Annotated in this window: 19 protein-coding genes; 7 read left to right on the top strand and 12 right to left on the bottom strand. The window is 74.6% G+C overall.

Annotated elements, in window-relative coordinates:
- Positions 1 to 26: 26 nt before the first annotated feature.
- From ITJ40_RS02910 to ITJ40_RS02890, 5 genes are all read right to left on the bottom strand, one after another.
- The gene (locus ITJ40_RS02910; protein WP_194665659.1) at positions 27 to 1,100 is read right to left on the bottom strand and encodes an alkene reductase; all 1,074 of its coding nucleotides are present in this window, start codon (positions 1,098 to 1,100) and stop codon (positions 27 to 29) included.
- A gap of 268 nt (positions 1,101 to 1,368) precedes the next feature.
- Positions 1,369 to 1,605, bottom strand: a complete 237-nt coding sequence (locus ITJ40_RS02905; protein WP_194665658.1) for a hypothetical protein — start codon at positions 1,603 to 1,605, stop codon at positions 1,369 to 1,371.
- 2 nt (positions 1,606 to 1,607) lie between these two features.
- Positions 1,608 to 2,063: an SRPBCC family protein gene (locus ITJ40_RS02900; protein ID WP_012297942.1), complete on the bottom strand. Its 456-nt coding sequence runs from the start codon at positions 2,061 to 2,063 to the stop codon at positions 1,608 to 1,610.
- 163 nt (positions 2,064 to 2,226) lie between these two features.
- The gene (locus tag ITJ40_RS02895) at positions 2,227 to 2,961 is read right to left on the bottom strand and encodes an SGNH/GDSL hydrolase family protein (RefSeq protein ID WP_370531976.1); all 735 of its coding nucleotides are present in this window, start codon (positions 2,959 to 2,961) and stop codon (positions 2,227 to 2,229) included.
- Between the two features lie 37 nt (positions 2,962 to 2,998).
- Positions 2,999 to 4,267 carry a M23 family metallopeptidase gene (locus ITJ40_RS02890; protein ID WP_194665657.1) on the bottom strand — a complete coding sequence of 423 codons (1,269 nt, stop codon included), beginning with the start codon at positions 4,265 to 4,267 and terminating at the stop codon, positions 2,999 to 3,001.
- A 274-nt stretch (positions 4,268 to 4,541) separates the two neighbouring features.
- Between ITJ40_RS02890 and ITJ40_RS02885 the strand changes: the two genes are divergently transcribed.
- From ITJ40_RS02885 to ITJ40_RS02875, 3 genes are read left to right on the top strand one after another with little or no spacing between them, the layout of a single operon-like run.
- Complete coding sequence (locus ITJ40_RS02885) at positions 4,542 to 4,958, top strand: hypothetical protein (RefSeq protein WP_194665656.1); 417 nt, start codon at positions 4,542 to 4,544, stop codon at positions 4,956 to 4,958.
- Positions 4,955 to 5,839 (top strand): NAD(P)-dependent oxidoreductase, encoded by an 885-nt coding sequence (locus ITJ40_RS02880; RefSeq protein WP_194665655.1) that lies wholly within the window; start codon positions 4,955 to 4,957, stop codon positions 5,837 to 5,839. Before ITJ40_RS02885 ends, ITJ40_RS02880 begins: the two co-directional genes overlap by 4 nt.
- Positions 5,836 to 6,804: a DMT family transporter gene (locus ITJ40_RS02875; protein WP_194665654.1), complete on the top strand. Its 969-nt coding sequence runs from the start codon at positions 5,836 to 5,838 to the stop codon at positions 6,802 to 6,804. Before ITJ40_RS02880 ends, ITJ40_RS02875 begins: the two co-directional genes overlap by 4 nt.
- Positions 6,805 to 6,825: 21 nt before the next feature.
- On the opposite strand, the gene ITJ40_RS02870 is transcribed toward ITJ40_RS02875, so the two are convergent.
- From ITJ40_RS02870 to ddaH, 3 genes are all read right to left on the bottom strand, one after another.
- Positions 6,826 to 7,296: a hypothetical protein gene (locus tag ITJ40_RS02870; protein WP_194665653.1), complete on the bottom strand. Its 471-nt coding sequence runs from the start codon at positions 7,294 to 7,296 to the stop codon at positions 6,826 to 6,828.
- A 127-nt stretch (positions 7,297 to 7,423) separates the two neighbouring features.
- On the bottom strand, positions 7,424 to 8,668 hold the full coding sequence (gene rocD / locus ITJ40_RS02865) for an ornithine--oxo-acid transaminase (protein ID WP_228511750.1): 1,245 nt from the start codon (positions 8,666 to 8,668) through the stop codon (positions 7,424 to 7,426).
- 53 nt (positions 8,669 to 8,721) lie between these two features.
- Positions 8,722 to 9,564 (bottom strand): dimethylargininase, encoded by an 843-nt coding sequence (ddaH, locus tag ITJ40_RS02860; protein WP_194665652.1) that lies wholly within the window; start codon positions 9,562 to 9,564, stop codon positions 8,722 to 8,724.
- Positions 9,565 to 9,747: 183 nt separating this feature from the next.
- On the opposite strand from ddaH, the gene ITJ40_RS02855 reads away from it, so the two are divergent.
- Complete coding sequence (locus tag ITJ40_RS02855) at positions 9,748 to 10,185, top strand: Lrp/AsnC family transcriptional regulator (RefSeq protein WP_011931848.1); 438 nt, start codon at positions 9,748 to 9,750, stop codon at positions 10,183 to 10,185.
- 18 nt (positions 10,186 to 10,203) lie between these two features.
- On the opposite strand, the gene ITJ40_RS02850 is transcribed toward ITJ40_RS02855, so the two are convergent.
- Positions 10,204 to 10,575: a hypothetical protein gene (locus ITJ40_RS02850; RefSeq protein ID WP_194665651.1), complete on the bottom strand. Its 372-nt coding sequence runs from the start codon at positions 10,573 to 10,575 to the stop codon at positions 10,204 to 10,206.
- Positions 10,576 to 10,697: 122 nt separating this feature from the next.
- On the opposite strand from ITJ40_RS02850, the gene ITJ40_RS02845 reads away from it, so the two are divergent.
- From ITJ40_RS02845 to ITJ40_RS02835, 3 genes are all read left to right on the top strand, one after another.
- Complete coding sequence (locus ITJ40_RS02845; protein ID WP_194665650.1) at positions 10,698 to 11,066, top strand: GntR family transcriptional regulator; 369 nt, start codon at positions 10,698 to 10,700, stop codon at positions 11,064 to 11,066.
- A 113-nt stretch (positions 11,067 to 11,179) separates the two neighbouring features.
- Complete coding sequence (locus tag ITJ40_RS02840) at positions 11,180 to 15,331, top strand: Pls/PosA family non-ribosomal peptide synthetase (protein WP_228511748.1); 4,152 nt, start codon at positions 11,180 to 11,182, stop codon at positions 15,329 to 15,331.
- Positions 15,328 to 16,641 carry a M1 family metallopeptidase gene (locus tag ITJ40_RS02835; protein WP_194665648.1) on the top strand — a complete coding sequence of 438 codons (1,314 nt, stop codon included), beginning with the start codon at positions 15,328 to 15,330 and terminating at the stop codon, positions 16,639 to 16,641. Before ITJ40_RS02840 ends, ITJ40_RS02835 begins: the two co-directional genes overlap by 4 nt.
- 4 nt (positions 16,642 to 16,645) lie before the next feature.
- On the opposite strand, the gene ITJ40_RS02830 is transcribed toward ITJ40_RS02835, so the two are convergent.
- The 3 genes from ITJ40_RS02830 to ITJ40_RS02820 all read right to left on the bottom strand — a co-directional run bounded on the left by ITJ40_RS02830 (position 16,646) and on the right by ITJ40_RS02820 (position 21,662).
- On the bottom strand, positions 16,646 to 17,221 hold the full coding sequence (locus ITJ40_RS02830) for a 4'-phosphopantetheinyl transferase superfamily protein (protein WP_194665647.1): 576 nt from the start codon (positions 17,219 to 17,221) through the stop codon (positions 16,646 to 16,648).
- 20 nt (positions 17,222 to 17,241) lie between these two features.
- Entirely contained in the window at positions 17,242 to 17,904 is a 663-nt protein-coding gene (locus ITJ40_RS02825; protein ID WP_228511746.1) for a hypothetical protein, read from the bottom strand.
- A 110-nt stretch (positions 17,905 to 18,014) separates the two neighbouring features.
- Entirely contained in the window at positions 18,015 to 21,662 is a 3,648-nt protein-coding gene (locus tag ITJ40_RS02820) for a proline dehydrogenase family protein (protein WP_194665645.1), read from the bottom strand.
- Between the last annotated feature and the right edge of the window lie 65 nt (positions 21,663 to 21,727).

Here is a 21,727-nt window from a genome sequence, read left to right as displayed (position 1 = left end):
CGGAGCCGGTCAGGGGTCGCGGTGGATCAGCTGGCGAGCGCCGGGTAGTCGGTGTAGCCCTCGGCGCCGGGGCCGTAGAACGTGGCCGGGTTCGGCTCGTTCGTGGGGGCGCCGGACTCCCAGCGCTCCACGAGGTCGGGGTTCGCGATGACCATGCGGCCGACGGCCACGACGTCCGCGGTGCCGTCGTCGACGAGCTGGACCGCCTCGTCGTACTCGGTCTGCACGCCGAAGCCGCTGTTGATCATGAGCGGTCCGCCGAACGTCGTCCGGAGGCCCTGCACGAGCTCGCCCGCGGGCTCCGCGTGCAGGATGCTGACGTAGGCGAGGCCGAGCGGCGCGATCCCGGAGAGCAGCGCCTCGTAGGTGGCGCGCGTCTCGTCGGCGTCCTCCTCGAGCACGTCCTGGATGTTGTGCGAGGGCGAGATGCGGATGCCGACGCGCTCGGCGCCGATCTCGCGCGCGACCGCGTGCGCCACGTCGATGCCGAGCTTCGCGCGGTTCGCGGGCGATCCGCCGTACGCGTCGGTGCGCACGTTTGAGACGGGCGAGAGGAACTCGTGCAGCAGGTAGCCGTTGGCGGAGTGGATCTCCACGCCGTCGAACCCGGCGTCGACCGCGTTGCGCGCGGCGACCGCGAGCTCGTCGACGATGAGCGGGACCTCGTCGGTCTCGGGCTCGCTCGGCACGGGGTAGGGCGCCTTGCCGGTGGGCGTGTGCACCTCGCCCTGGATCGCGATGGCGCTCGGCGCGAGCAGCGGCAGGCCGCCCGTGATCTCCTCGTGCGAGACGCGGCCGCCGTGCATGAGCTGCATGACGATGCGTCCGCCTGCCTCGTGCACGGCGTCGGTGACGCGGCGCCAGCCGGCGATCTGCTCGTCCGTCACGATGCCGGGCTGGCCCGGGTACGCCTTGCTGCGCTCGCTGGTGAACACACCCTCGGAGACGATGAGGCCGGTGGACGCGCGCTGGCGGTAGTACTCGACGACGATGTCGCCGGGCACGCCGTGCTCGTCGGAGCGCATGCGGGTCAGGGGCGCCATGGCGACGCGGTTGGGGAGCTCGAGGGCGCCGAGGGCGACGGGGGAGAACAGCTTCACGTGGGGGATCCTTCGTCTCGCGGGTGGCCGGGGCGCGTACCGCGACGGATCGCGTCGGGGCGGGCGGCGGGGCCAGCGGCCCCAGCGGACCGCCCTCGGGCAACCCGGCGACCCGGCGGCGTCATTCCTCCGCGGCGCCTTCTCCCAGGCCCTCGTCAGGCTCGCGGCGCCCCGGGCGCGTCCGCACGACGATCGACCGGATCACGGCGGGAGGGCCCGGCACCCTCGCGGATGCCGGGCCCTCCCGGTGGTGCTGGTGACGCTTCTCTCAGCCCTGGATCTCCCCGCGGGAGACGGCCTCGGCGTACTTGCGGAGGTCCGGCCCGGGCTCGAAGTCGATGAACCGGCCCTTGAGCTGCTCGAACAGGCGCTGGTACACGGTCTCCCAGTCCTCGCCCTCGAGCTCCTTCGCCGCGGTGAGCACGGCCTCCTGGAGCACGCGGTCGCTGTCCGTGAGGATCTTGTCGCGCGCCTCCTGGTTCCAGACGATCTCGGAGGTCTCCATGATCAGGCCTGGACGTCCCCGCGCCAGGCGCCGTCCTCGGTGCCGCGCTTCTCGATGAACTCCTTGAAGTTCTTGAGGTCGGCCTTGATGACGTGGTCGTCGACGCCGATCGCGGCGCCGACCTTCTCGACGAGGCCCTTCGCCTCCCAGTCCAGCTGGACGGTGACGCGGGTCTCGGTGTCGCTGAGCTTGTGGAACGTGACGACGCCGGCGTGGTCCTCGTCGCCGCCCGTGGAGTTCCACGCGACGCGCTCGTCGGGGTGCTGCTCGGTGATGTTGGCCTCGAACGTGCGCTCGATGCCGCCGATCTTGACCTTCCACTCGGTGAGCGTGTCGGTGACCTGCGTGATCGACTCCACGTAGCTGAGGAAGTTCGGGAACGACTCGAACTGGGTCCACTGGTTGTAGGCGGTGCTGACGGGGACGTTGACGTCGACGGTCTCGATTACTCGGGGCATTGCTTCTCCTCGTTCGGATTCGGTGCGTGGGGTCGGATCCTCGTGCGATCCGGGAGCCCGGGCGCCGATGTGGACACCGGCGCGGGCACGACTCCGACGCTACGCCGGGGCCCCGCCGGGTATCCGGCACCCGAGGAATGCACAGGGAACGGTCAAGCGGGGGTCACGCCTCGGCGGCGCGGGAGGATCCGAGCAGCTGCTCGACGAAGGCGCGCGACCACGAGGCGTAGACGCGGGAGGCCTGGGCGGCATCCGGATCGCCCAGGTCGACGACCCGGTCGCCGGGGAACGGGACGGCGGCGACCTGCGAGCGGGACGCGACGACCTCGGCCGTCACGCGGTTGAGCAGCCGCGCGTGCCGGGCGGCCACCGCGCGCCAGGCCGCCGGGATCCCGACGCTGCCGTTCAGCGGCGCGACCTCGGGGATGAGCACGCGCGCGCCCTCCGGCAGCCCCCGGGTCAGGTCGTCGATGGCCGCGCAGAGGAGGCGCCGCCAGGTGCGCTGCGGCGTGAGGCGGATGCTGTCGCCCACGCCCACCATGAGGAGCACCACGTCAACGCCGTCGAGGAGCGCGAGATCGCGGACGGTGCCCGAGGCGCTGTGGATCGTGAGGTCGGAGAAGGGGCGCGTCGCCCACGCGACGCCGCGACCCGTGCGGCGGGCCAGCTGGCGGGAGAAGTGACCGGCCATGCCGAGCTCGTGCGAGAGGACGCCCATGCCGACGGCCGTCGCCTCCCCGATGACCAGCACGCGCTGCGGGAAGTCGCCCGGCACGACGCCCGAGGCCGCGTCGCGCGGGAAGACCGTGCCCTGCAGCCCGGTGCGGAGGGCCACGTACTGCGCGAAGATCGCCGGCCTGGCCACCGCTTGCGCGAACCTCGCGATGCGTCCCGTCACGCGTCGCAGCCGCCGGTCATCGACGCGCCCGCCGGGGTCAGACGCCGCGGTTGCGGAGGAAGGGCATGGGCGACGTGGCGACGCCGCCCTGCCGGATCTCGAAGTGGAGGTGGCACCCGGTGCTGTAGCCCGCGTTGCCGACGGCGCCGATCTGCTGCCCCGCCTGCACGCTCTGGCCGGTGCGCACCATCACGCCGTAGGAGTAGAGGTGCCCGTAGACGCTCGTGACGCCGCCGCCGTGGTTCAGCGTGATCGCGTTGCCGAAGCCGCTCGACGCCCCGGCGAACTGCACGGTGCCGGACGCGGTCGCGTAGATCGGGGTGCCGCAGCCGGCGCCGAAGTCGTCGCCGGCGTGCAGGCGCCAGACCTTGGCGATGGGGTGCAGGCGCATCCCGTAGGACTGGTAGGAGCCGTAGCTCCGGATCGGCATGGTCCAGCCGGACGCGGAGGGCTGGCCGCCCGACGACGGCGGGCGCGGGGCGTTGGCCGGTGGGCGCGCGGCGGCGTTGGCGGCAGCTGCGGCGGCCGCCGCGGCGGCACGGGCCTCGGCCTGGCGGCGGGCCTCGGCGGCCGCCGCCTCCTGGCGCTTGCGCTCGCCGATCGCGAAGCCCTCCTCGACGGAGATGCGGGAGTCGCGGAGCGTGGTGAGCTGCGCCTGGAGCTCCGAGCTGCGGGCCTCCTGCTCGGCGAGCGCCTGGTCCGCACGGGCCTGCGCCGCGGACGCCTCCTGCAGCTTGGCCTCGGCGTCGGCGGCGAGGCCGGCGAGCGCCTCCTTCGCGACGGAGGCCTGCTTGCCGAGCGACGCGGCCGTGCGGGCCGAGGTGACGGCCGCCGTGAACGCGGTGTCCTGCCGATCGGCGAGCTTGGTCGCGGTGCCCATGCGGGAGAGGAGGGCGTCGGCGTCCTCGCCGCCGCTCGTGAAGAGGCGGAGCGAGACGTCGCCGCCTCCTCCGCTGCGCGCGAGCTGGGCCACGAGCTGGCCGACCTGGCGCTTCGCCTCGTCGGCGTCGGCCTGCGCCCGCTCGGCCTTGGACTCGAGGGCCTGGAGCTCGCCGGTCGCCTCGTCGAGCGCATCCACCGCGGCGGCGTGCTCGTCGGCGCGCTGGAGGGCGAGGGCCGTTGCGGCCTCGACCTCGGCGGAGAGGCCGGAGATGAGGGAGGTGATGCGCGTGACCTGGTCGGCGGTGGCCTGCTCGCTCGAACGCGCGGCCTGCACCTCGGACCAGGTCGGGTACTCCTCCGCGGCCTCCGCGGACGGCACGCCGAGGCCGAGCAGGAGGGCGGATGCGGCGAGGGTCGCGGCCACTCGGAGGCGCGGCGCGGTCGCGTTCCGCGGGCGCCGGACGGCGGGGCGGGAGGTGCGTGCGGTGCGGGAGATGGCGGGCCTCGTCGAGATCGGTGGAACGCGGTCGTTTCGACGGTAACCGAAATCTGTGCGGACATCACCATCCACTTTCGTTTCCGTGCCTGAGGAAATCCACTGGACGTCCGGCGGATCGGGCGTCTCGGTGCGCCTCCGCGCCCCGGACGCGCGCGACCCCGCGTGGCAGACTCGATCGACACGAGGAGCGCGACGCCGCATGAGCCACGACACCACCCCCGCAACGCCCGGAGCCGACGCCGCCGACGCGCCGCGCGACCCCGAGCTGCAGAGCACGACCTGGACGCTGGTGCTCGCCCTGAGCGCCGAGCAGGTCTCGGGCGACGGCACGAGGTCCGCCCGCCTGGCCGAGGCGCAGGCCGCGTTCGAGCGCCTGCTGCCCGCCGACCACGTCGTCGCCAGCTGGACCCGCGAGGTCGGCCGGATGATGACCGAGGAGGCGCGCCTCTGGACCCGGTGGGAGCTGTTCACGCCCACGGTCGCGACGCCGCTCAAGCTGTGGTCGGAGGGCTACGTCGACGAGACGTGGTTCGCCGAGCGGCTCGAGGACGACCCGTTCGTCCCCGTCGTGATGAAGGCCCCCGACGACGCTGCTCCGGACGGGGCCGCGTCGTGAAGGTCCTCGTCACCGGGTCCCGCGGCAAGGTCGGCCGCGCGGCCGTCGAGGCGCTCGTCGCCGCCGGGCACGACGTCACGGGCGTCGACCTGGTGCGTCCCGTCTTCGACGCGGGCGTCGTGGTGCCGGGCCGGTACGTCATGGCCGACCTCACCGACGCCGGATCCGCGTTCGCGCTCGTCGCCGGCATGGACGCCGTCGTCCACGTCGCCGCGATCCCGCAGCCCACCGGCAACCCCGCGCACGTCGTGCTGCAGACGAACCTCATGTCGACCTTCCACATGATCGAGGCCGCCGTGCGCTTCGAGGTGCCGCGCTTCGTCAACATCTCGAGCGAGAGCATCGTCGGCAACTTCTTCCCCGAGCGGCCCTTCCTGCCCGACTACGCGCCCGTCGACGAGGAGCACCCGCTCCGCCCGCAGGATCCGTACGCGCTCTCCAAGGCCTTCGGCGAGCAGCTGATGGACGCGGCCGTGCGCCGCTCCGACATCCGCGTGATCTCGCTCCGCCCGAGCACCGTGCACAACGAGGACAACTACGCGTCGAACCTCGGCAAGCAGGTGCGCGACGCGTCCGTGCTCACGGCGAACCTCTGGAGCTACATCGACGCGGACGACCTGGCCGACGCGATCGTGCTGTCGGTCGCCTCCGACCTGCCGGGCCACGAGGTGTTCTACATCGCCGCGGCCGACAACGCGGGTGGGCACGACTTCGCCGCCGAGCTGCGCCGCCACTACGGCGACGCCATCGAGCTGCGGGCGATCGAGCGCGTCGACTCCTCCGGCATCTCGACCGCCAAGGCCCGTCGCCTCCTCGGCTGGGAGCCGACACGCAGCTGGCGCGACCACCTCGACGCCGACGGGAACGCGCTGCCGCGATGAGCACGTCCGGATCCGTCGGCGAGCCCGCGCCCCCGGCCGGATCCACGCCCGCCGCGGTGGAGGGCGCCGTCACGGTCGACCGGGCTCGGTCCGCCGCGATCCACGCTCCGACCGGCCGCACCACCGCCGCGGGCGCCGCGCTGCAGGTCGGCACCATCGTCAGCGTCAGCTACGGGTCTTCGCTCGCCGGGCTCGTGATCCCCGCGGTCGGCCCGGTGCTGGTCGTCGCCGCGCGCCAGGTGATGATGGCGGCGCTCGTGCTGCCCGTGGCGCGGCCGCGGATCCACCGGATGACGCGCGCGCAGCTCGTCCCCGCCGTCATGCTCGGCCTCGCGCTCTCGCTGATGAACCTCTCGTACTACGCGGCCGTCGACCGGCTGGGCCTCGGCATCGCCGCGACCATCGAGTTCCTCGGACCGCTGTCGATCGCGCTGCTCGCGTCGCGCCGCCTGCTCGACGCGGCGTGCGCGCTCGTGGCGGCCGCGGGCGTCGTGGTGCTCACCGGGCTCGAGGGCCGGATCGACGTGTTCGGCCTGGTCTGCGGCGCGACCGCGGCGGTCACCTGGGCCGGCTACATCGTCTTCACGCGGCGGGTGGCGGAGCGGCTGCCGGGCTTCCAGGGGATCGCGGTCGCGAGCGTCGTGAGCCTCGTCGTGCTCGTGCCGTGGGCGCTCGTCACGCTCGACCTCGGCGCGATCGACGGGCGGATCCTCGGCCTGCTCGTGGCGATCGGCCTGCTGTCGTCCGCCGTGCCGTACTCGCTCGACACCGTGATCCTCCGCCGCATCACGCCGCGGCTGTTCGCCGTTCTCACGAGCCTCAGCCCGGTGGTCGCCGCGGTCCTCGGGGTGATCGTGCTGCGCGAGACGCTGTCGCCCGTGCAGCTCGGCGCGATCGTGGTGGTCTGCGTCGCGGCCGGGGTCGCCATCGCGACGCGCGCCCCGGCCGGCCGGCCTCCCGCCTGACGACGGGGTCGGACTCGACGGCTAGCGGTCCCGGAAGGGCGTGCACTGCCCGGCGGGGCCCCCGCGGTAGGTGACGCAGCGCGGGGCATCGCCCGAGACGTGCCAGTGCTCGCCCGGCCGCGCCTGGAAGGAGTACGTGCCCGTACCGCCGAAGTCGGTGCAGGAGACCGATGCGCCGAGCTCGGCCCCGGACCGCCCACCCGCCGGCGCCTCGATCGGGATGGCGTTCCACCCGTCCTCGAGCGGGACGCAGTACGTGTGCCCGTGCGAGAAGGTGCGGACCCCCATGCCGTGGAGGATGGTTCCCGAGACGTAGACGTCCACGCCGTTCCAGGGGCGCGTGTGCGGCGCGCGCTCCGGAGAGGCGGTCGCGGACTGCGCGGCGAGGGGCAGGACGCTGACCACGCCGGCGAGGGCCAGCGCGCACGCGAGCATCCTCATGCGGCGGCGCGGGGCGCGGGCGGACAGGGCGGAGGGAGTGGTCGGCAGCATGGTCGGCCTTCTGGGAGGGGGTCCCGTCGCGGGCGCGACGGCGGTGAACCGTAGCGGCGGACGCTCCGCGCGGGCGCCCGCTCTCCCCATCGCCCGGCCCGCCTGCCGGAGTCGCGCGGGCGACGGGTCAGCGCGCCCCGAGCTCCGCGAGCACCTCGGCGAGCTGGCCGACGGCCCAGACGAGGTCCTCCTCCTCCACCACGATGGGCGGCGCGAGCCGGATCGTCGAGCCGTGCGTGTCCTTGGCGAGCACGCCGCGCTCGGCGAGCCGCTCGCAGACCGCACGGCCCGTGGCGAGCGCGGGGTCGATGTCGATGCCGGCCCAGAGTCCGCGGCCGCGCACCTCCAGCACGCCGTGGCCCACCAGATCCGCGAGCCGCGCGTGCAGGACGGCGCCGAGGCGACGCGCGCGCTCCTGCGGCTCGCCCGTCGCGAGCATGTCGACCACCGCGTGGCCCACGGCCGCGGCGAGCGGGTTGCCGCCGAACGTGGATCCGTGCTGCCCCGGCTGGATGACACCCAGCACGTCCGCGTCGCCGACGACAGCGGAGACGGGCACGATGCCGCCGCCGAGCGCCTTGCCGAGGAGGTACAGGTCGGGAACGACGTCGGAGTTGTCGCACTCGAAGGTCGCGCCCGTGCGGCCGAGGCCGGACTGGATCTCGTCCGCGATCATCAGCACCCGCTCGCGCGTGCAGATCCGGCGCACGTCGGCGAGGTAGCCCGCGGGCGGCACGACGATGCCGGCCTCGCCCTGGATCGGCTCGACCAGCACGGCGACCGTGTCCGCGTCGATCGCGGCCTCGAGCGCCGCGGCGTCGCCGTACGGCACCGTCACGAAGCCGGGCGTGAACGGCCCGAAGTCGGCGCGCGCCTCCTCGTCGTCGCTGAAGCTGACGATGGTGGTGGTGCGGCCGTGGAAGTTCCCGGCCATGACGATGATCTTCGCGCGGCCAGCGGCCACGCCCTTCACGCGGTAGCCCCAGGCGCGCGCGACCTTGATCCCGGACTCCACGGCCTCCGCGCCCGTGTTCATCGGCAGGACCATGTCCTTGCCCGCGAGCTCGGCGAGCGCCGTGACGAACGGGCCCAGCTTGTCGTTGTGGAAGGCGCGGCTCGTGAGCGTGATCCGTCCGAGCTGCTCGGTCGCGACCCGCACGAGCTCCGGGTGCGAGTGCCCGAAGTTCACGGCCGAGTACGCGGCGAGGCAGTCGAGCAGGCGCCGGCCGTCGAGGTCGGTGACCCACGCGCCCTGACCGGACGCCACGACGACGGGCAGCGGGTGGTAGTTGTGCGCGGCGTGCGCCTCCTCGGCGTGGATCGCGAGGGCGCCGGCCTCGGATGCGGCCGGGCGGTCGATGGTGTCGGTCATGGTGGTGCCCTTCGTCTCGTCGGTCGCTGTCTCGTCGGTCGATGCCCGGTCGTTCACCGGCGCAGCTCGAGCGTGCAGCACTTCACGCCGCCGCCGCCGAGCAGCAGCTCGGACAGGTCGACGCCGATCGGCTCGTAGCCGCGCTCCCGCAGCGACGCCTCGAAGCCCACCGCCTTCTCGGCGATGACCACGTTGTAGCCGTCGCTGTAGGAGTTGAGGCCGAGGATCGACGCGTCCTGCTCGCTGACCTCGATCGCGTCCGGGTAGCGGCGCTCGATCTCGTCGAGGCTCGCGGCGTCGAAGGCGCTCGGCAGGTAGGCGATGTTCGTGTCGTCGAGCACCGCGATCGCGGTGTCCAGGTGGTAGAACGACGGGTTCACGAGGCGCAGGGTCACGACCTCGCGGTCGAAGATCCGGGCCACCTCGGCGTGGCTCGTGCTGTCGCTGCGGAAGCCGGTGCCCGCGAGGATCGTGTCGCCGACGAGGAGGATGTCGCCCTCGCCCTCGTTGACCTGCTCGGGCACGCGCACGTCGAAGCCCGCCTCGCGGAACCAGTCCATGTAGGCCGGGCCCTCGGGCTGGCGCTCGGGGTATTGGAACGCGGCGCCGTACGCGATGCCGTCGAGCGTGAAACCGCCGTTCGCCGCGTAGACCATGTCCGGCAGGCCCGCGATCCCGTCGATGAGCTCGACCTGGAAGCCGAGGCCCACGTAGGCGTCGTACAGGGTCTGCCACTGGCGCACCGCGAGGGAGGTGTCGGTCGGGACGGCGGGATCCATCCACGGGTTGATCTTGTAGACCACGTCGAAGTGGTCGGGCCGGCACATGAGCACGCGCTTCGCGACGGGCGTGCGGCCGGCGGACGTGTCCGCGGATCGGGAGAGGGTGGAGGGCATGGTGCTCCTGCTTCGTGCGGCGCGCCTCGCGGCGCGGTCGTGGAGGCGGACGATGTCCCAGAGCCCCGAGGGGACGCCTTCCGGACAGCCTGGCACGCGGATCACGCCCGTTCACCCGGTCTCCACGCGGATTCCGCGCGTGAGACCCGCATCCGGCGCAGGATCCCGCCATAGGCTCGGGGCATGGACAACCTGGACCACCGGATCATCGACCTCCTCCGCCAGAACGGACGCGCCGGCTACGGCGACATCGGCGGCACCGTCGGCCTCTCGGCCAGCGCGGTGAAGCGGCGCGTCGACCGGCTGGTGGCCGACGGTGTGATCCGCGGCTTCACGATCCAGGTCGACCCCGCCGTCGACGGCCTCAGCACCGAGGCCTACGTGGAGCTGTTCTGCCGCGGGACGGTGGCGCCCGACGAGCTGCGCCGGATCCTCCAGGGCGTCCCCGAGGTCGTCGACGCGGGCACCGTCACGGGCGACGCTGACGCCATCGTGCGGATCCGCTCCCGCGACATCCCGAGCCTCGAGGACGCCCTCGAGAAGGTGCGCCTCGCCCCGAACGTCGACCACACGCGCAGCGCGATCGTGCTGTCGCGGCTGGTGAACCGGACGCTCGAGTAGCGCCGGGGCGCCGCCGGATCAGGAGAAGAGCGCCACCAGGATCACGACGTAGATGACGACGAAGAGGGCCGGGATCGCGTAGCGGATCAGGTTCGTGAGGCCCTCGGCGGCGATGACCGTGCGGGCCGCGTGCGAGGTCGCGCCGGCGTCGCGGAGGTCGCGGGCGATCGCGATGGCCTGCGAGTTGACGGAGAACTGCACGGCGGATCCGAGCGCGCCCGTGGCGAGGAGGATCAGCGCGGCCGCGAGGCGCGTGCCGAGGTCGGCGTCGGCGAGGCCCGTGCGGAGCAGGACCACCGTGGACGTGAGCAGGAAGATCGGGCCCAGCTGGCTCGCGATCATCTGCTTGCGGGCGCGCGACCACATCGTGATCAGCTCGAGCTCGGACATGCGGATCCTCCCGTCGGCGGCCGGTGCGCCGCCCTCCCATCCTGCCGCGCCGCGGGCGTGGCGGCGTGCGCCGACGTGCATGTCGCGCCCGCCGGCCATCGCCGCCTCGCTAGCCTCAGCGCATGGATCCCGCGCCCGGCTACCGCATCGACCCGGGCTCGGGCACCCCGCCCTTCGAGCAGCTCCGCGCGGAGGTCGCGCGCCGGGCGTCCGAGGGCGAGCTGCCGATCGGCGCGCGGCTGCCGACCGTGCGGGCGCTCGCCGAGCAGACGGGCGTCGCCGTCAACACGGTGGCCCGCGCGTACAAGGAGCTCGAGGCCGACGGCGTGATCGAGACGCGCGGACGCGCCGGGTCGTTCGTCGCCGCGCAGGACGACGTGCCCGCTCCGCTGCGGGCGGCCGCCGTCGCATACGCGCGGCTCGCGGGACGGCTCGGCGTCGCCGACGGGGAGGCGCGGCGCCTGGTGGACGAGGCGCTCGCGGCCGGATGACGGATCCGCAGGGTGCGGCGGGCGGGGCGGCGACGCCGGGTCGCCGCGAATCCACCTCCCGTTCACCCGGAGGCCCGACAGTGCACACGCCGCACGATCCGAACGGAGACCACATGCCCGAGTCCTCCCCGGAGGCGGCGACGCCGCACGACGACCCCCATCCCGCGAGCGCTCCCGCCGGGCCCACCGGCACCACCGAGGCCCACGCCGACGACGCCCAGCGCGTGCTCGATCGGGCCGACGCCGTCACGCGTCCTCGCACGCTCGTCGACGTGCTCCGGGCCACGGTCGCCGCGCACCCCGACGCCTCCGCGATCCAGGACGCAGACGGCGCGCTCAGCTACCGGGAGCTCATGGCGCGCGTGGTGCAGGTGGCCGCGTCGCTGCGGGAGGCGGGCGTCGGGAGGGGCGACCGGGTCGGGATCCGCATGCCGTCGGGATCCCGCGACCTCTACGTCACCGTGCTCGGCGTGCTCGCGGCCGGCGCCGCGTACGTGCCGGTGGACGCCGACGACCCCGAGGAGCGCGCTCGGCTCGTCTTCGGCGAGGCGCGCGTCGCGGGCGTCGTGACCGGCACGGGCGAGTTCACGCCGCGGGCGGCCGGCGCCGCGGAGACCGCCGCCGACGCCGCCGCCGCCGCGCTCCGGATCCTCCCCGCCACCACCGCGCACGCCTCCACCTCCGCGCTCCCCCTCGTCGCGCCGCCCGCGCCCGAGGACGACGCGTGGATCATCTTCACCTCGGGATCCACCGGCACCCCCAAGGGCGTCGCGGTCTCGCACCGCTCGGCCGCGGCCTTCGTCGACGCGGAGGCGCGCCTCTTCCTCCGGGAGGAGCCGATCGGCCCGGGCGACCGCGTGCTCGCCGGCCTCTCGGTCGCGTTCGACGCCAGCTGCGAGGAGATGTGGCTCGCCTGGCGCCACGGCGCGTGCCTCGTGCCCGCGCCGCGCAGCCTCGTCCGCAGCGGCATGGACCTCGGGCCCTGGCTCACCACGCACGGCGTGACGATCGTGTCCACCGTGCCGACGCTCGCGGCGCTGTGGCCCGCGGAGTCGCTCGAGAACGTGCGCCTGCTCATCTTCGGCGGCGAGGCCTGCCCGCCCGAGCTCGGCCAGCGCCTCGCGACCGACGGGCGCGAGGTCTGGAACACGTACGGCCCCACCGAGGCGACGGTCGTCGCGTGCGCCGCCCCTCTCGGTGGCCCCGGCCCCGTGCGCATCGGCCTGCCGCTCGACGGGTGGGACCTCGCGGTCGTCGACCCCGACGGCGCGCGCGTCCCCGAGGGCGGCGTGGGCGAGCTGATCATCGGCGGCGTCGGGCTGGCCCGCTACCTGGATCCCGCCAAGGACGCCGAGAAGTACGCCCCGTTCCCCGCGCTCGGCTGGGACCGCGCCTACCGCTCGGGCGACCTCGTGCGCTTCGAGGCGGAGGGCCTCGTCTTCCAGGGCCGCGCCGACGACCAGGTGAAGGTCGGCGGGCGGCGCATCGAGCTGGGCGAGATCGAGGCGGCGCTGCAGGGGCTCGACGACGTGCAGGGCGCGGCCGTCGCGGTGCAGACCACGGGCGCGGGCAACCAGGTGCTCGTCGGCTACCTCGTGCCCCGGGATCCCGCCGCCTTCTCCCGCGAGGACGCCGTGCAGCGCCTCCGCGTCGCGCTGCCCGCCGCGCTCGTGCCGCTCATCGGCGTGGTCGAGTCGCTGCCCACGCGCACCTCCGGCAAGGTCGACCGGGCCGCGCTCCCCTGGCCGCTCCCGGGCGCCGCGGGCGACGACGCCGGCGACCTCGACGCCGAGCTGCGCCCGCTCGCCGAGATGTGGTCGGCCGCGCTCGGCACGCCCGTCGCGAGCGCCGACGCCAACTTCTTCGACCTGGGCGGCGGATCCCTGTCGGCCGCGCAGCTCGTGGCGCGGATACGCACCATCGACCCCGAGTTCACGGTGGCCGACGTCTACGCGCACCCGCGCCTCGGGGCGATGCACGCCGCCATCGCCGGGCGCGCGCCGCGGTCGGAGCGCAGCGGGCCGCGCGTGGACGTGACGCCGACTCCGCGCCGCACGCAGTGGATCCAGACGCTCCTCGGCGCGCCGCTCCTCGCCCTGCAGAGCCTCCGCTGGCTCGCGCTCCTCCTCACCGCGAGCGCGCTGCTGCGCCCGCTCGGCGGCTTCGACGCGCTGCCCGACGTCCCGTGGTGGCTGCTGATCCCGGGCCTCCTCCTCTTCGCGACGCCGTTCGGCCGCATGGCGATCTCCGCGGCGGCCGCGCGCCTGCTCCTCCGCGGGCTCGAGCCGGGCGACCACCCGCGCGGCGGCCGCTGGCACCTGCGGCTCTGGCTGGCCGAGCAGATCGCGCAGCAGATCGGCGCGGTCGGGCTCGCGGGCGCGCCGTGGATCACGTACTACGCGCGCGCGCTCGGCGCGCGCATCGCCGACGACGTCGACCTGCACACGCTGCCGCCGGTCACGGGCATGCTCCGCATCGGCCGGGGCGCGTCCGTCGAGCCCGAGGTCGACCTCTCCGGGTACTGGATCGACGGCGACACCGTGCGCGTCGGCGCGGTCCGCATCGGCGCGGGATCCACCGTCGGCACGCGCTCGACGCTGCTGCCGGGCACCCGCATCGGCAAGGGCGCGGAGATCGCGCCGGGCTCGGCCGTCTTCGGCCGCGTGCCCGCGGGCCAGCGCTGGGCCGGATCCCCCGCCGCGCGCGAGGGCAAGGCGCGCGTCTGGTGGCCCGACCACCGGCCGCCGCGCAACACGCGCTGGGTCGCGGCCTACGGCGCCGCCTCCGTCGCGACGGCGCTCGTGCCGGTGGCGGCGTTCGCGGCGGGCGGCGGGATCCTCGCCGCCGCCATCCACGGGGCCGCCGACCTCGGCGACGTGTGGTGGCGCGGCCTCGGCGCGCTCGTGCCCGCCGTGCTGATGACCGGCCTCGTGCTCGCGCTCCTCGTCGTCGGATCCGTGCGCCTCCTCGGCCTCGGCGTCACCGAGGGCATCCACGCCGTGCGGAGCCGCGTGGGCTGGCAGCTGTGGACCACCGAGCGCCTGCTCGACCTCGCGCGCACCGTGCTCTTCCCGCTCTACGCGGGCCTCTTCACGCCCGTGTGGCTCCGCCTCCTCGGCGCCCGCGTGGGCAAGGACGTCGAGGCGTCGACCGTGCTCCTCATCCCCGCCATGACCACCATCCGCGACGGCGCCTTCCTCGCCGACGACACCCTCGTGGCCGGCTACGAGCTCGGCGGCGGGTGGATGCGCGTCGCCCGCGCCGAGATCGGCCAGCGCGCCTTCCTCGGCAACTCGGGCATGGCCGGGCCCGGTCACAAGGTGCCGAAGGACGGCCTCGTGGCGGTGCTCTCGGCGGCGCCCACGAAGTCGAAGGCCGGATCCTCCTGGCTCGGCTCCCCGCCCGTCCGGCTCCGGCGCACGGTCGCCGCGGCGGACGACTCGCGCACGTTCCGGCCGCCGACCCGGCTTCGCGTCGCCCGGATCCTGTGGGAGCTGCTGCGCGTCGTGCCCGTCTTCGTCACCTGCGCCATCGGCCTGGCCGTCCTCGTGACGCTCGCCGCACTGACCGAGGCATGGGGCCCGTTCGTCGCGTTCCTGCTCGGCGGGGTGGTGCTGCTCGTGGCCGGCGCGGTGGCGGCGGGCGTCTCGACGGCAGCCAAGTGGATCCTCATCGGCCGCATCCGTGCGGAGGAGCACCCGCTGTGGTCGTCGTTCGTGTGGCGCAGCGAGGTGTCGGACGTGTTCACCGAGATGGTCGCCGCGCCCTGGTTCGCGTCGTCCGCCGCCGGAACGCCCGCGCTCGTGTGGTGGCTGCGGAGCCTCGGCGCGCGCATCGGATCCGGCGTGTGGTGCGACTCGCACTGGCTGCCCGAGGCCGACCTCGTGACGCTCGGGGATGCGTCGACGGTCAACCGCGGGTGTGTCGTGCAGACGCATCTGTTCCATGATCGGATCATGAGCATGGACACCGTCACCCTCGACGCGGGTGCGACCCTCGGGCCGCACAGCGTCATCCTCCCCGCGGCGCGCATCGGCCCGCAGGCCACCGTGGGCCCCGCGAGCCTCGTGATGCGCGGGGAGCTCGTGCCCGAGGCCAGCCGCTGGAGCGGCAACCCGATCGGCCCGTGGCGCGAGGTGAAGACGGGCCGCTACCTGCCCGCGGACGCAGCCGCGGGATCCGCGAGCGCCACCGGGACCGCACCGGCCGACGGCCACACCGACGCCGACTCCGACGCCGCGCACGCGACCGCCGGGCACCGGTGAGGGCCGCGGCAGGTCCGTCCTCCGGCGACGCGTACACCCCCGAGGTCGGATCCACGGCCTTCCAGGTGGAGCGCTACGACCTCGACCTCGACTACCGCGTGGCGCGCAACCGGCTCAAGGCGCGCGCCGTCATCACCGCCGTCGCCCGCGAGCCGCTCCCCCGCTTCGAGCTCGACCTCACGGGACTCCGCGCGGGCGACGTGCGCGTCGACGGCCGTCGCGAGACCCGGCACGTGCAGCGCGGCGGACGCCTCGTCGTCACGCCCGCCGCCCCGATCCCGGCGGGCACCGCCTTCACGGTCGACGTCGCGTACTCCGGCGAGCCGGGCCCCCGCCGCACCGTCTGGGGCGAGCTCGGCTGGGAGGAGCTCGGCGACGGCGTGCTCGTCGCGTCGCAGCCGAGCGGCGCATCCACCTGGTTCCCCTGCAACGACCGGCCGGACGACCGGGCCGCCTTCCGGATCCGCGTCGCGTGCGAGGTCGACTACTCCGTGATCGCGAGCGGCCGGCTCGTCTCCCGGATCGAGCGCTCCGGCCGCGCCACCTGGACCTACGAGCAGGACGCGCCCACCGCGCCGTACCTCGCGACCGTGCAGATCGGCCGGTACTCCGAGAAGCGCGTGCCCGCCGGATCCACCCAGGCCGTCTTCGCGTACCCGAAGCCGCGCGAGGCCCGCGTGCTGCAGGACCTCGCGCTCGTGCCGCGCATGATGGCGTTCTTCGAGACGCTGTTCGGGCCGTACCCGTTCGACGAGTACCGGGTCGTGGTGACGGACGACGACCTGGAGATCCCGCTCGAGGCGCAGGCGATGGCGGTGCTCGGCGCGAACCACGCGGACGGCACGGGCGGATCCGAGCGGCTCGTCGCCCACGAGCTCGCGCACCAGTGGTTCGGCAACTCCGTCGGCCTCGCGTCGTGGCAGCACATCTGGCTCAACGAGGGCTTCGCCTGCTACGCCGAGTGGCTGTGGTCGGAGGAGTCCGGGGGCCCGACCGCGGACCAGCTCGCGCGCCAGCACCACGCGCGCCTCGACCGCTACGGCACGCAGATGGGCATCGGCGACCCCGGGCCCGAGGCGATGTTCGACGACGTCGTCTACAAGCGCGGCGCCCTCGCGGTGCACGCGCTGCGGCTGACGCTCGGCGACCAGGCGTGGCGGGCGCTGCTGCTGCGCTGGACGGATCCGACGTGGACGGCGCCGCGCACCACGGCCGACCTCGTGGGCGCGGCCGGCGACGCGGGTGCGCTGCTGCGCGCGTGGCTCGCGGACGCGCCGCTGCCGGCGCTGCCGCGCGTGCGGCGGCGCTGAGGGGTCAGACGTCGGATCCGGCTGGGCGGTCGATGCGGACCGCCAGCTCGCCGGGGCCGCGCCGGGCGACCGAGACGACGAGGTCGCTTCCGAGGTCCACGTCGACCAGCCGGTAGCGCGCGGGCTCGACATCGATCCACGCGGTCATCCCGGACGCGTCGCCCTCGACGCGGACCAGCGACGGATCGACGAGCAGACCGCGCCCGTCGGCCTTCAGCACCGCCTCGATCCGCACCCACTCGCCGAGGGTCATGCCGGGCGGCGCCTCGCGGTCGCGCGGCTCGGCGTCGATGCCGATCGGGCCGTCGGCGCTGACCGCGACGACGACGAGGCCGCCCGCGTGCGCGACGCTCGCGTGCAGGCCGTCGAGCGCGCGGGATCCGCCGAGCACCGGCCGGCCGTGCGCGCCGCCGCATGTCGCGCAGCGCGCGCGGACCGTCACGTCGGCGGGATCCGCTCCCACCATCCCCGCCGCGAGCGTCCGCAGCGCGTCGCGGCCGGCGGCGGTGCGGGCCGCGCGGTCGGCGCTCTCGGCCACCCGCACCACCGCGACGTGCACGACGGCGGGGGCGGGGATCACGTGTCGACCCTAGGCGGCGGTCACACGGCCAGGCGCGCGAGCGCCACGGCGGCCGCCATCAGGGCCACGGCGAGCAGCACCGCCGACGGGCCGATCCACCACCAGCCCCGGCGAGCCCGCGTGCCCTCCACGACCGCGGCCACGGCGAGCAGGACGAGCCCCACCGCGACGCCGCCGCGCGCGGGGGACGTGGCGTCGTCGCCGGTCAGCGCCACGAGCCCGGACGTCAGGAGGGCGCCGGCGAGCAGCAGCCAGCCGAGCACGTGGACGGCGTGCGCGATCCGGCTGCGCAGGTCGCACGGTCGCAGCGGCTTCGCGCCGCGCCAGCCGTCGGGCGCGCGCAGGCCGTCCACGATCGCCATGACCTCGTCGAGCTCCGCGGGCCGCTCGCCCGCGGGGAGCGCGAGGAAGCGCCCGAGGCGGTCGTCCGGCACGCCGGACGACGCGATCAGGCGCGCCAGCAGCTCGCGCTCGCGCGCGGTGGTCCAGCCCGGGAGCGCGATCCCCCAGCGTCCGGCCTGATCGGGCGCGCGCACCTCGCGGTACCAGGACGCGAGGAGCAGTCGGGCTACCGCGTCGCCGGGCTCCTCCCGCACGCGCGTCCGCAGCTCGACGATCGCGTCCCGCCGCCGGCCGCCGTCCCACAGCGCGCGGGCGCGGTCGACGGTCTCGGAGCGCTGCATCCGCCCAGGGTCGCGGATCCCGGCGGGCCGCGCGCGGATCATCCCCGGTGCCGCACCCGCGTCCCGTCCGGCGCCGAGACCGCGAGCGCGCGGACCCCGACCGCGGTCGCCTAGATGACCGCCTCGCTCCAGTCGTCCGGGTTGCCGAAGCGGTGGGCCGTGATGCTGATGGCCTGCTCGCGGAGGAACGTGAGCATCTCGACGCGGCCGGCCGCGGTCACCTCGTCGGCGAAGACGGCCACGTCGGGCGTGCCGCGGAGCGCGTCGGACAGGGCCCGCGCCTCCACGAGCCGCGCGTCCCGGGCGGCGACGAGGCGCACGCGCTCCGTCGGGATCCCGTCGGCGGCGACGCGGGCGAGCCACGCCTCGTCCGTCTCGATCGTCACGTGCACGCTCGGCAGGTCGTCGAGCACCTGGCCGAGGCCGGCCGGGAGGATCCCCGGGACCGACACGTGCATCTCGGCGCGCGCGAGGCGCCCGGCCGCGAGCACGCGCAGCAGGTCGGCGAGCGCGCCGGACTCCGTGAGCCGCACCGTGACGGGCAGCGGGCGGTAGCGGAACAGGTTCCGCTCCACGCCGAGCCCGCTCGGGTCCTTCACCTGGCCGAACTCGTCGTGCCACGCGACCGCGTCGCTGAGGGCGGAGCGGCGCACGAGGTCGAAGTCCTCGTAGCGGATGGCGGGCTGCGCCGACTCGATGAGCTCGGTGACGCGCGGCGACAGCCCGCGCAGGTGCAGCGAGCTCGAGTGGCGGCCCTCGTCGGCGACCCAGGAGCCGAGGCCCATGAGGTAGTTCGGGCCACCGGCCTTGGTGCCGGATCCGACCGAGGAGCGCTTCCAGCCGCCGAACGGCTGGCGCTGCACGATCGCGCCCGTGATCCCGCGGTTGACGTAGAGGTTGCCCGCCTCCACGGTCTCGAGCCACTGCTCGAGCTCGCGCGCGTCGAGGCTGTGCAGGCCCGCGGTGAGGCCGTAGGGGATGGCGTTCTGGAAGCGGATCGCCTCCTCGAGCGTGCGCGCGCGCATCACGCCGAGCACGGGCCCGAAGAACTCGGTGAGGTGGAAGTACGACCCGGGCTTCACGCCGTCGCGGACGCCGGGGGTCCAGAGGCGGCCGGTCTCGTCCTTCGCCTCGGGCTCGACGAGCCACTTCTCGCCGACGCCCAGCTGCGTGAGCGCGTGCTTGAGCTTGCCCGCGGCGGGCTCGATGATCGGGCCCATCTGCGTGGTGGGATCCGACGGGTAGCCCACGCGCAGCGACGACACCGCGTCGGTGAGCTGCGTGAGGAACCGGCGGGACTTCCCGACCGAGCCCACGAGGATCACCAGGCTCGCCGCCGAGCACTTCTGACCGGCGTGGCCGAACGCGCTCTTCACGACGTCGGCCGCGGCCAGGTCGAGGTCGGCGCTGGGCGTGACGATGATGGCGTTCTTGCCGCTGGTCTCGGCGAGGAGCGGGAGGTCGCTCTTCCAGGAGCGGAAGACCTCGGCGGTCTCGTAGCCGCCCGTGAGGATCACGCGGTCGACCGCCGGGTGGGAGATGAGGTGCTCGCCGAACTCGGCCTCGCCCGCGTCGACGAGCGCGAGCAGCTCGCGCGGCACGCCGGCCTCGCGGAGCGCCTCGACGAGCACGGCGCCGGAGCGGCGGGCCTGGCCGGCGGGCTTCACGACCACGCCGCTGCCGGAGGCGAGGGCCGCGAGCATGCTGCCCGCGGGGATCGCGACGGGGAAGTTCCACGGCGGCGCCACGACGGTGACGCGCGACGGCACGAAGCGGGCGCCCTGCACGCGGTCGAGGTCGCGGGCGCGCTCGGCGTAGTAGTGCGCGAAGTCCACGGCCTCGCTGACCTCGGGGTCGGCCTCGGCGATGGTCTTGCCGGTCTCCGACGCCATCACCTCGATGAGGCGCGCGCGGTTGCGCTCGATCGCGACGCCCACGCGGTGCAGGAGGGCGGCGCGCTGGTCGCCGGGGCGGGCGCCCCAGGTCGCGGCGGCCGTGCGGACGCCGTCGATGAGGTCGTCGAGCTGGTCGGTGGAGTCGATGCGCGCGGCCTCGATGGTCGCGACGCCGAGCTGCGAGGCCTCGACGCGCGCCAGGATCTCGCGGCCCCAGGCGCGGTTCGTGGGCAGCGCCGGATCCGTGTCGGCCGCGTTGTGGAACGGCGTCGCGGAGGCGTCCGGGTCGACGAGCGCGTCGGGCGTCAGCAGCGAGCCGCGCGTGAAGCCCTGGACCACGCTGGTGAGCTGCGGGTCGACCTCCGCCTCGGGCTCGGCGGGCGTCTCCGGCTCGGCCAGCGGATCCACGTCGTCGAGCTCCGGCGGGAAGCGGCGGTCCTGCGTGCGGTTCGGCGCCGGGATCGTGTCGTCCACGCCGTCGAGCGACGACCGGAACCGCTGCTCCTCGCGCGCGAAGAGCGCGCTCGACGTGCTCAGCTCGAACACCGCCGACATGAAATTCTCCTGGCTCGCGTTCTCCTCCAGGCGGCGGATGAGGTACGAGATGGCCACGTCGAACTCGGTCGGGTGCACCACGGGCGTGTAGAGCAGCAGCCCGCCGACCGTGCGCTTCACGGCCTCGGCCTGGCCGGTCGCCATGCCGAGCAGCATCTCGAACTCGATCCGGTCGGTGACGCCGCGCTCCTCGGCGAGCAGCCACGCGTACGCGACGTCGAAGAGGTTGTGGCCGGCGACGCCGATCTTCACGGCGTCGGCCGCGGCCGGCTGGAGCGCGTGCTCGAGCATCCGCTTGTAGTGCGTGTCGGTCTGCTCCTTGGTGGCCCAGGTGGCGACGGGCCAGTCGTGCATCCGGCCGTCGACGTTCTCCATCGCGAGGTTCGCGCCCTTGACGATGCGGACCTTGATGGGCGCCCCGCCCGCCGCACGGCGCTCCTGCGCCCACGCGGTGAGCCGCTGGAGGCCCGCGAGCGCGTCGGGCAGGTACGCCTGCAGCACGATGCCGGCCTCGAGGTCCTTCAGCTGCGGCTGGTCGAGCACGCGCGTGAACACCTCGATGGTGAGGTCGAGGTCCTTGTACTCCTCCATGTCGAGGTTGATGAACTTGGGGCTGGCGGCCTCCGACGCCAGCTCGTACAGCGGGGTGAGCCGCTCGACGACCTTCTCGACGGCCTCGTCGAACGCCCACATCGACAGCTGCGAGACGACGCTCGACACCTTGATGGAGACGTAGTCCACGTCGTCGCGCGCGAGCAGCTCGCGCGTGCCCGCCAGGCGGCGCGCGGCCTCCTTCTCGCCGAGCACGGCCTCGCCGAGCAGGTTGAGGTTGAGGCGGGATCCGCCCTGGCGCAGCTTCGCGATGGCCGGGCCGAGCTTCTCGCTCGTCGCGTCGACGATGAGGTGGCCGACCATCTCGCGGAGCACCCGGCGCGCGACCGGGACGACCACCTGCGGGAGGACGGGGCCGAGGATGCCGCCCGCGCGGATCGCGCCCTGCATGTACCAGGGCAGGAAGCCGGGGGTCTTGGCGGTGAGCGCGGCGAGGCTGTTGCCCGCGACCGGCAGGTCCTCGGGGCGCACGACCCGGTCGACGAAGCCGATCGTGAAGTCGAGGCCGTTCTCGTCCTTGAGGACGCCGGCGAGGCGCTCGGCGGACGGATCCGCGGGGTGCTGTGCCGCCTCGGCGAGCCACGTGCGCACGAGCGCGACGGACCGGTCGGCGAGGGCCGCGCGATCCGGGGCGGAGGCGCCGTCGATCGTCGGGATCTGCGCGGTCTCGGGGGCGGATGCGGTCTCGGCGGTCATGCGGGAACCTCTTCGTCTCGTGTGGGCCTTCGGCCCCGTCGTCGTCCGCGCGGCGAGCGCGTCCA

It is taken from the genome of Clavibacter sp. VKM Ac-2872 (genome assembly GCF_015351105.1).
GTDB lineage: Bacteria > Actinomycetota > Actinomycetes > Actinomycetales > Microbacteriaceae > Clavibacter.
The sequence above is the reverse complement of the archived record's forward strand: the minus strand, read 5'-3'. Positions and strand labels throughout refer to the sequence as shown.

What these genes read in the sequence shown, in the direction of transcription:
- ITJ40_RS02905 (WP_194665658.1), bottom strand. Translation starts at nt 1,605, where the DNA reads ATGGAGACCTCCGAGATCGTCTGGAACCAGGAGGCGCGCGACAAGATC.
- ITJ40_RS02900 (WP_012297942.1), bottom strand. Translation starts at nt 2,063, where the DNA reads ATGCCCCGAGTAATCGAGACCGTCGACGTCAACGTCCCCGTCAGCACC.
- ITJ40_RS02885 (WP_194665656.1), top strand. Translation starts at nt 4,542, where the DNA reads ATGAGCCACGACACCACCCCCGCAACGCCCGGAGCCGACGCCGCCGAC.
- ITJ40_RS02875 (WP_194665654.1), top strand. Translation starts at nt 5,836, where the DNA reads ATGAGCACGTCCGGATCCGTCGGCGAGCCCGCGCCCCCGGCCGGATCC.
- ITJ40_RS02870 (WP_194665653.1), bottom strand. Translation starts at nt 7,296, where the DNA reads ATGCTGCCGACCACTCCCTCCGCCCTGTCCGCCCGCGCCCCGCGCCGC.
- rocD (WP_228511750.1), bottom strand. Translation starts at nt 8,668, where the DNA reads ATGACCGACACCATCGACCGCCCGGCCGCATCCGAGGCCGGCGCCCTC.
- ddaH (WP_194665652.1), bottom strand. Translation starts at nt 9,564, where the DNA reads ATGCCCTCCACCCTCTCCCGATCCGCGGACACGTCCGCCGGCCGCACG.
- ITJ40_RS02855 (WP_011931848.1), top strand. Translation starts at nt 9,748, where the DNA reads ATGGACAACCTGGACCACCGGATCATCGACCTCCTCCGCCAGAACGGA.
- ITJ40_RS02850 (WP_194665651.1), bottom strand. Translation starts at nt 10,575, where the DNA reads ATGTCCGAGCTCGAGCTGATCACGATGTGGTCGCGCGCCCGCAAGCAG.
- ITJ40_RS02845 (WP_194665650.1), top strand. Translation starts at nt 10,698, where the DNA reads ATGGATCCCGCGCCCGGCTACCGCATCGACCCGGGCTCGGGCACCCCG.
- ITJ40_RS02840 (WP_228511748.1), top strand. Translation starts at nt 11,180, where the DNA reads ATGCCCGAGTCCTCCCCGGAGGCGGCGACGCCGCACGACGACCCCCAT.
- ITJ40_RS02825 (WP_228511746.1), bottom strand. Translation starts at nt 17,904, where the DNA reads ATGCAGCGCTCCGAGACCGTCGACCGCGCCCGCGCGCTGTGGGACGGC.
- ITJ40_RS02820 (WP_194665645.1), bottom strand. Translation starts at nt 21,662, where the DNA reads ATGACCGCCGAGACCGCATCCGCCCCCGAGACCGCGCAGATCCCGACG.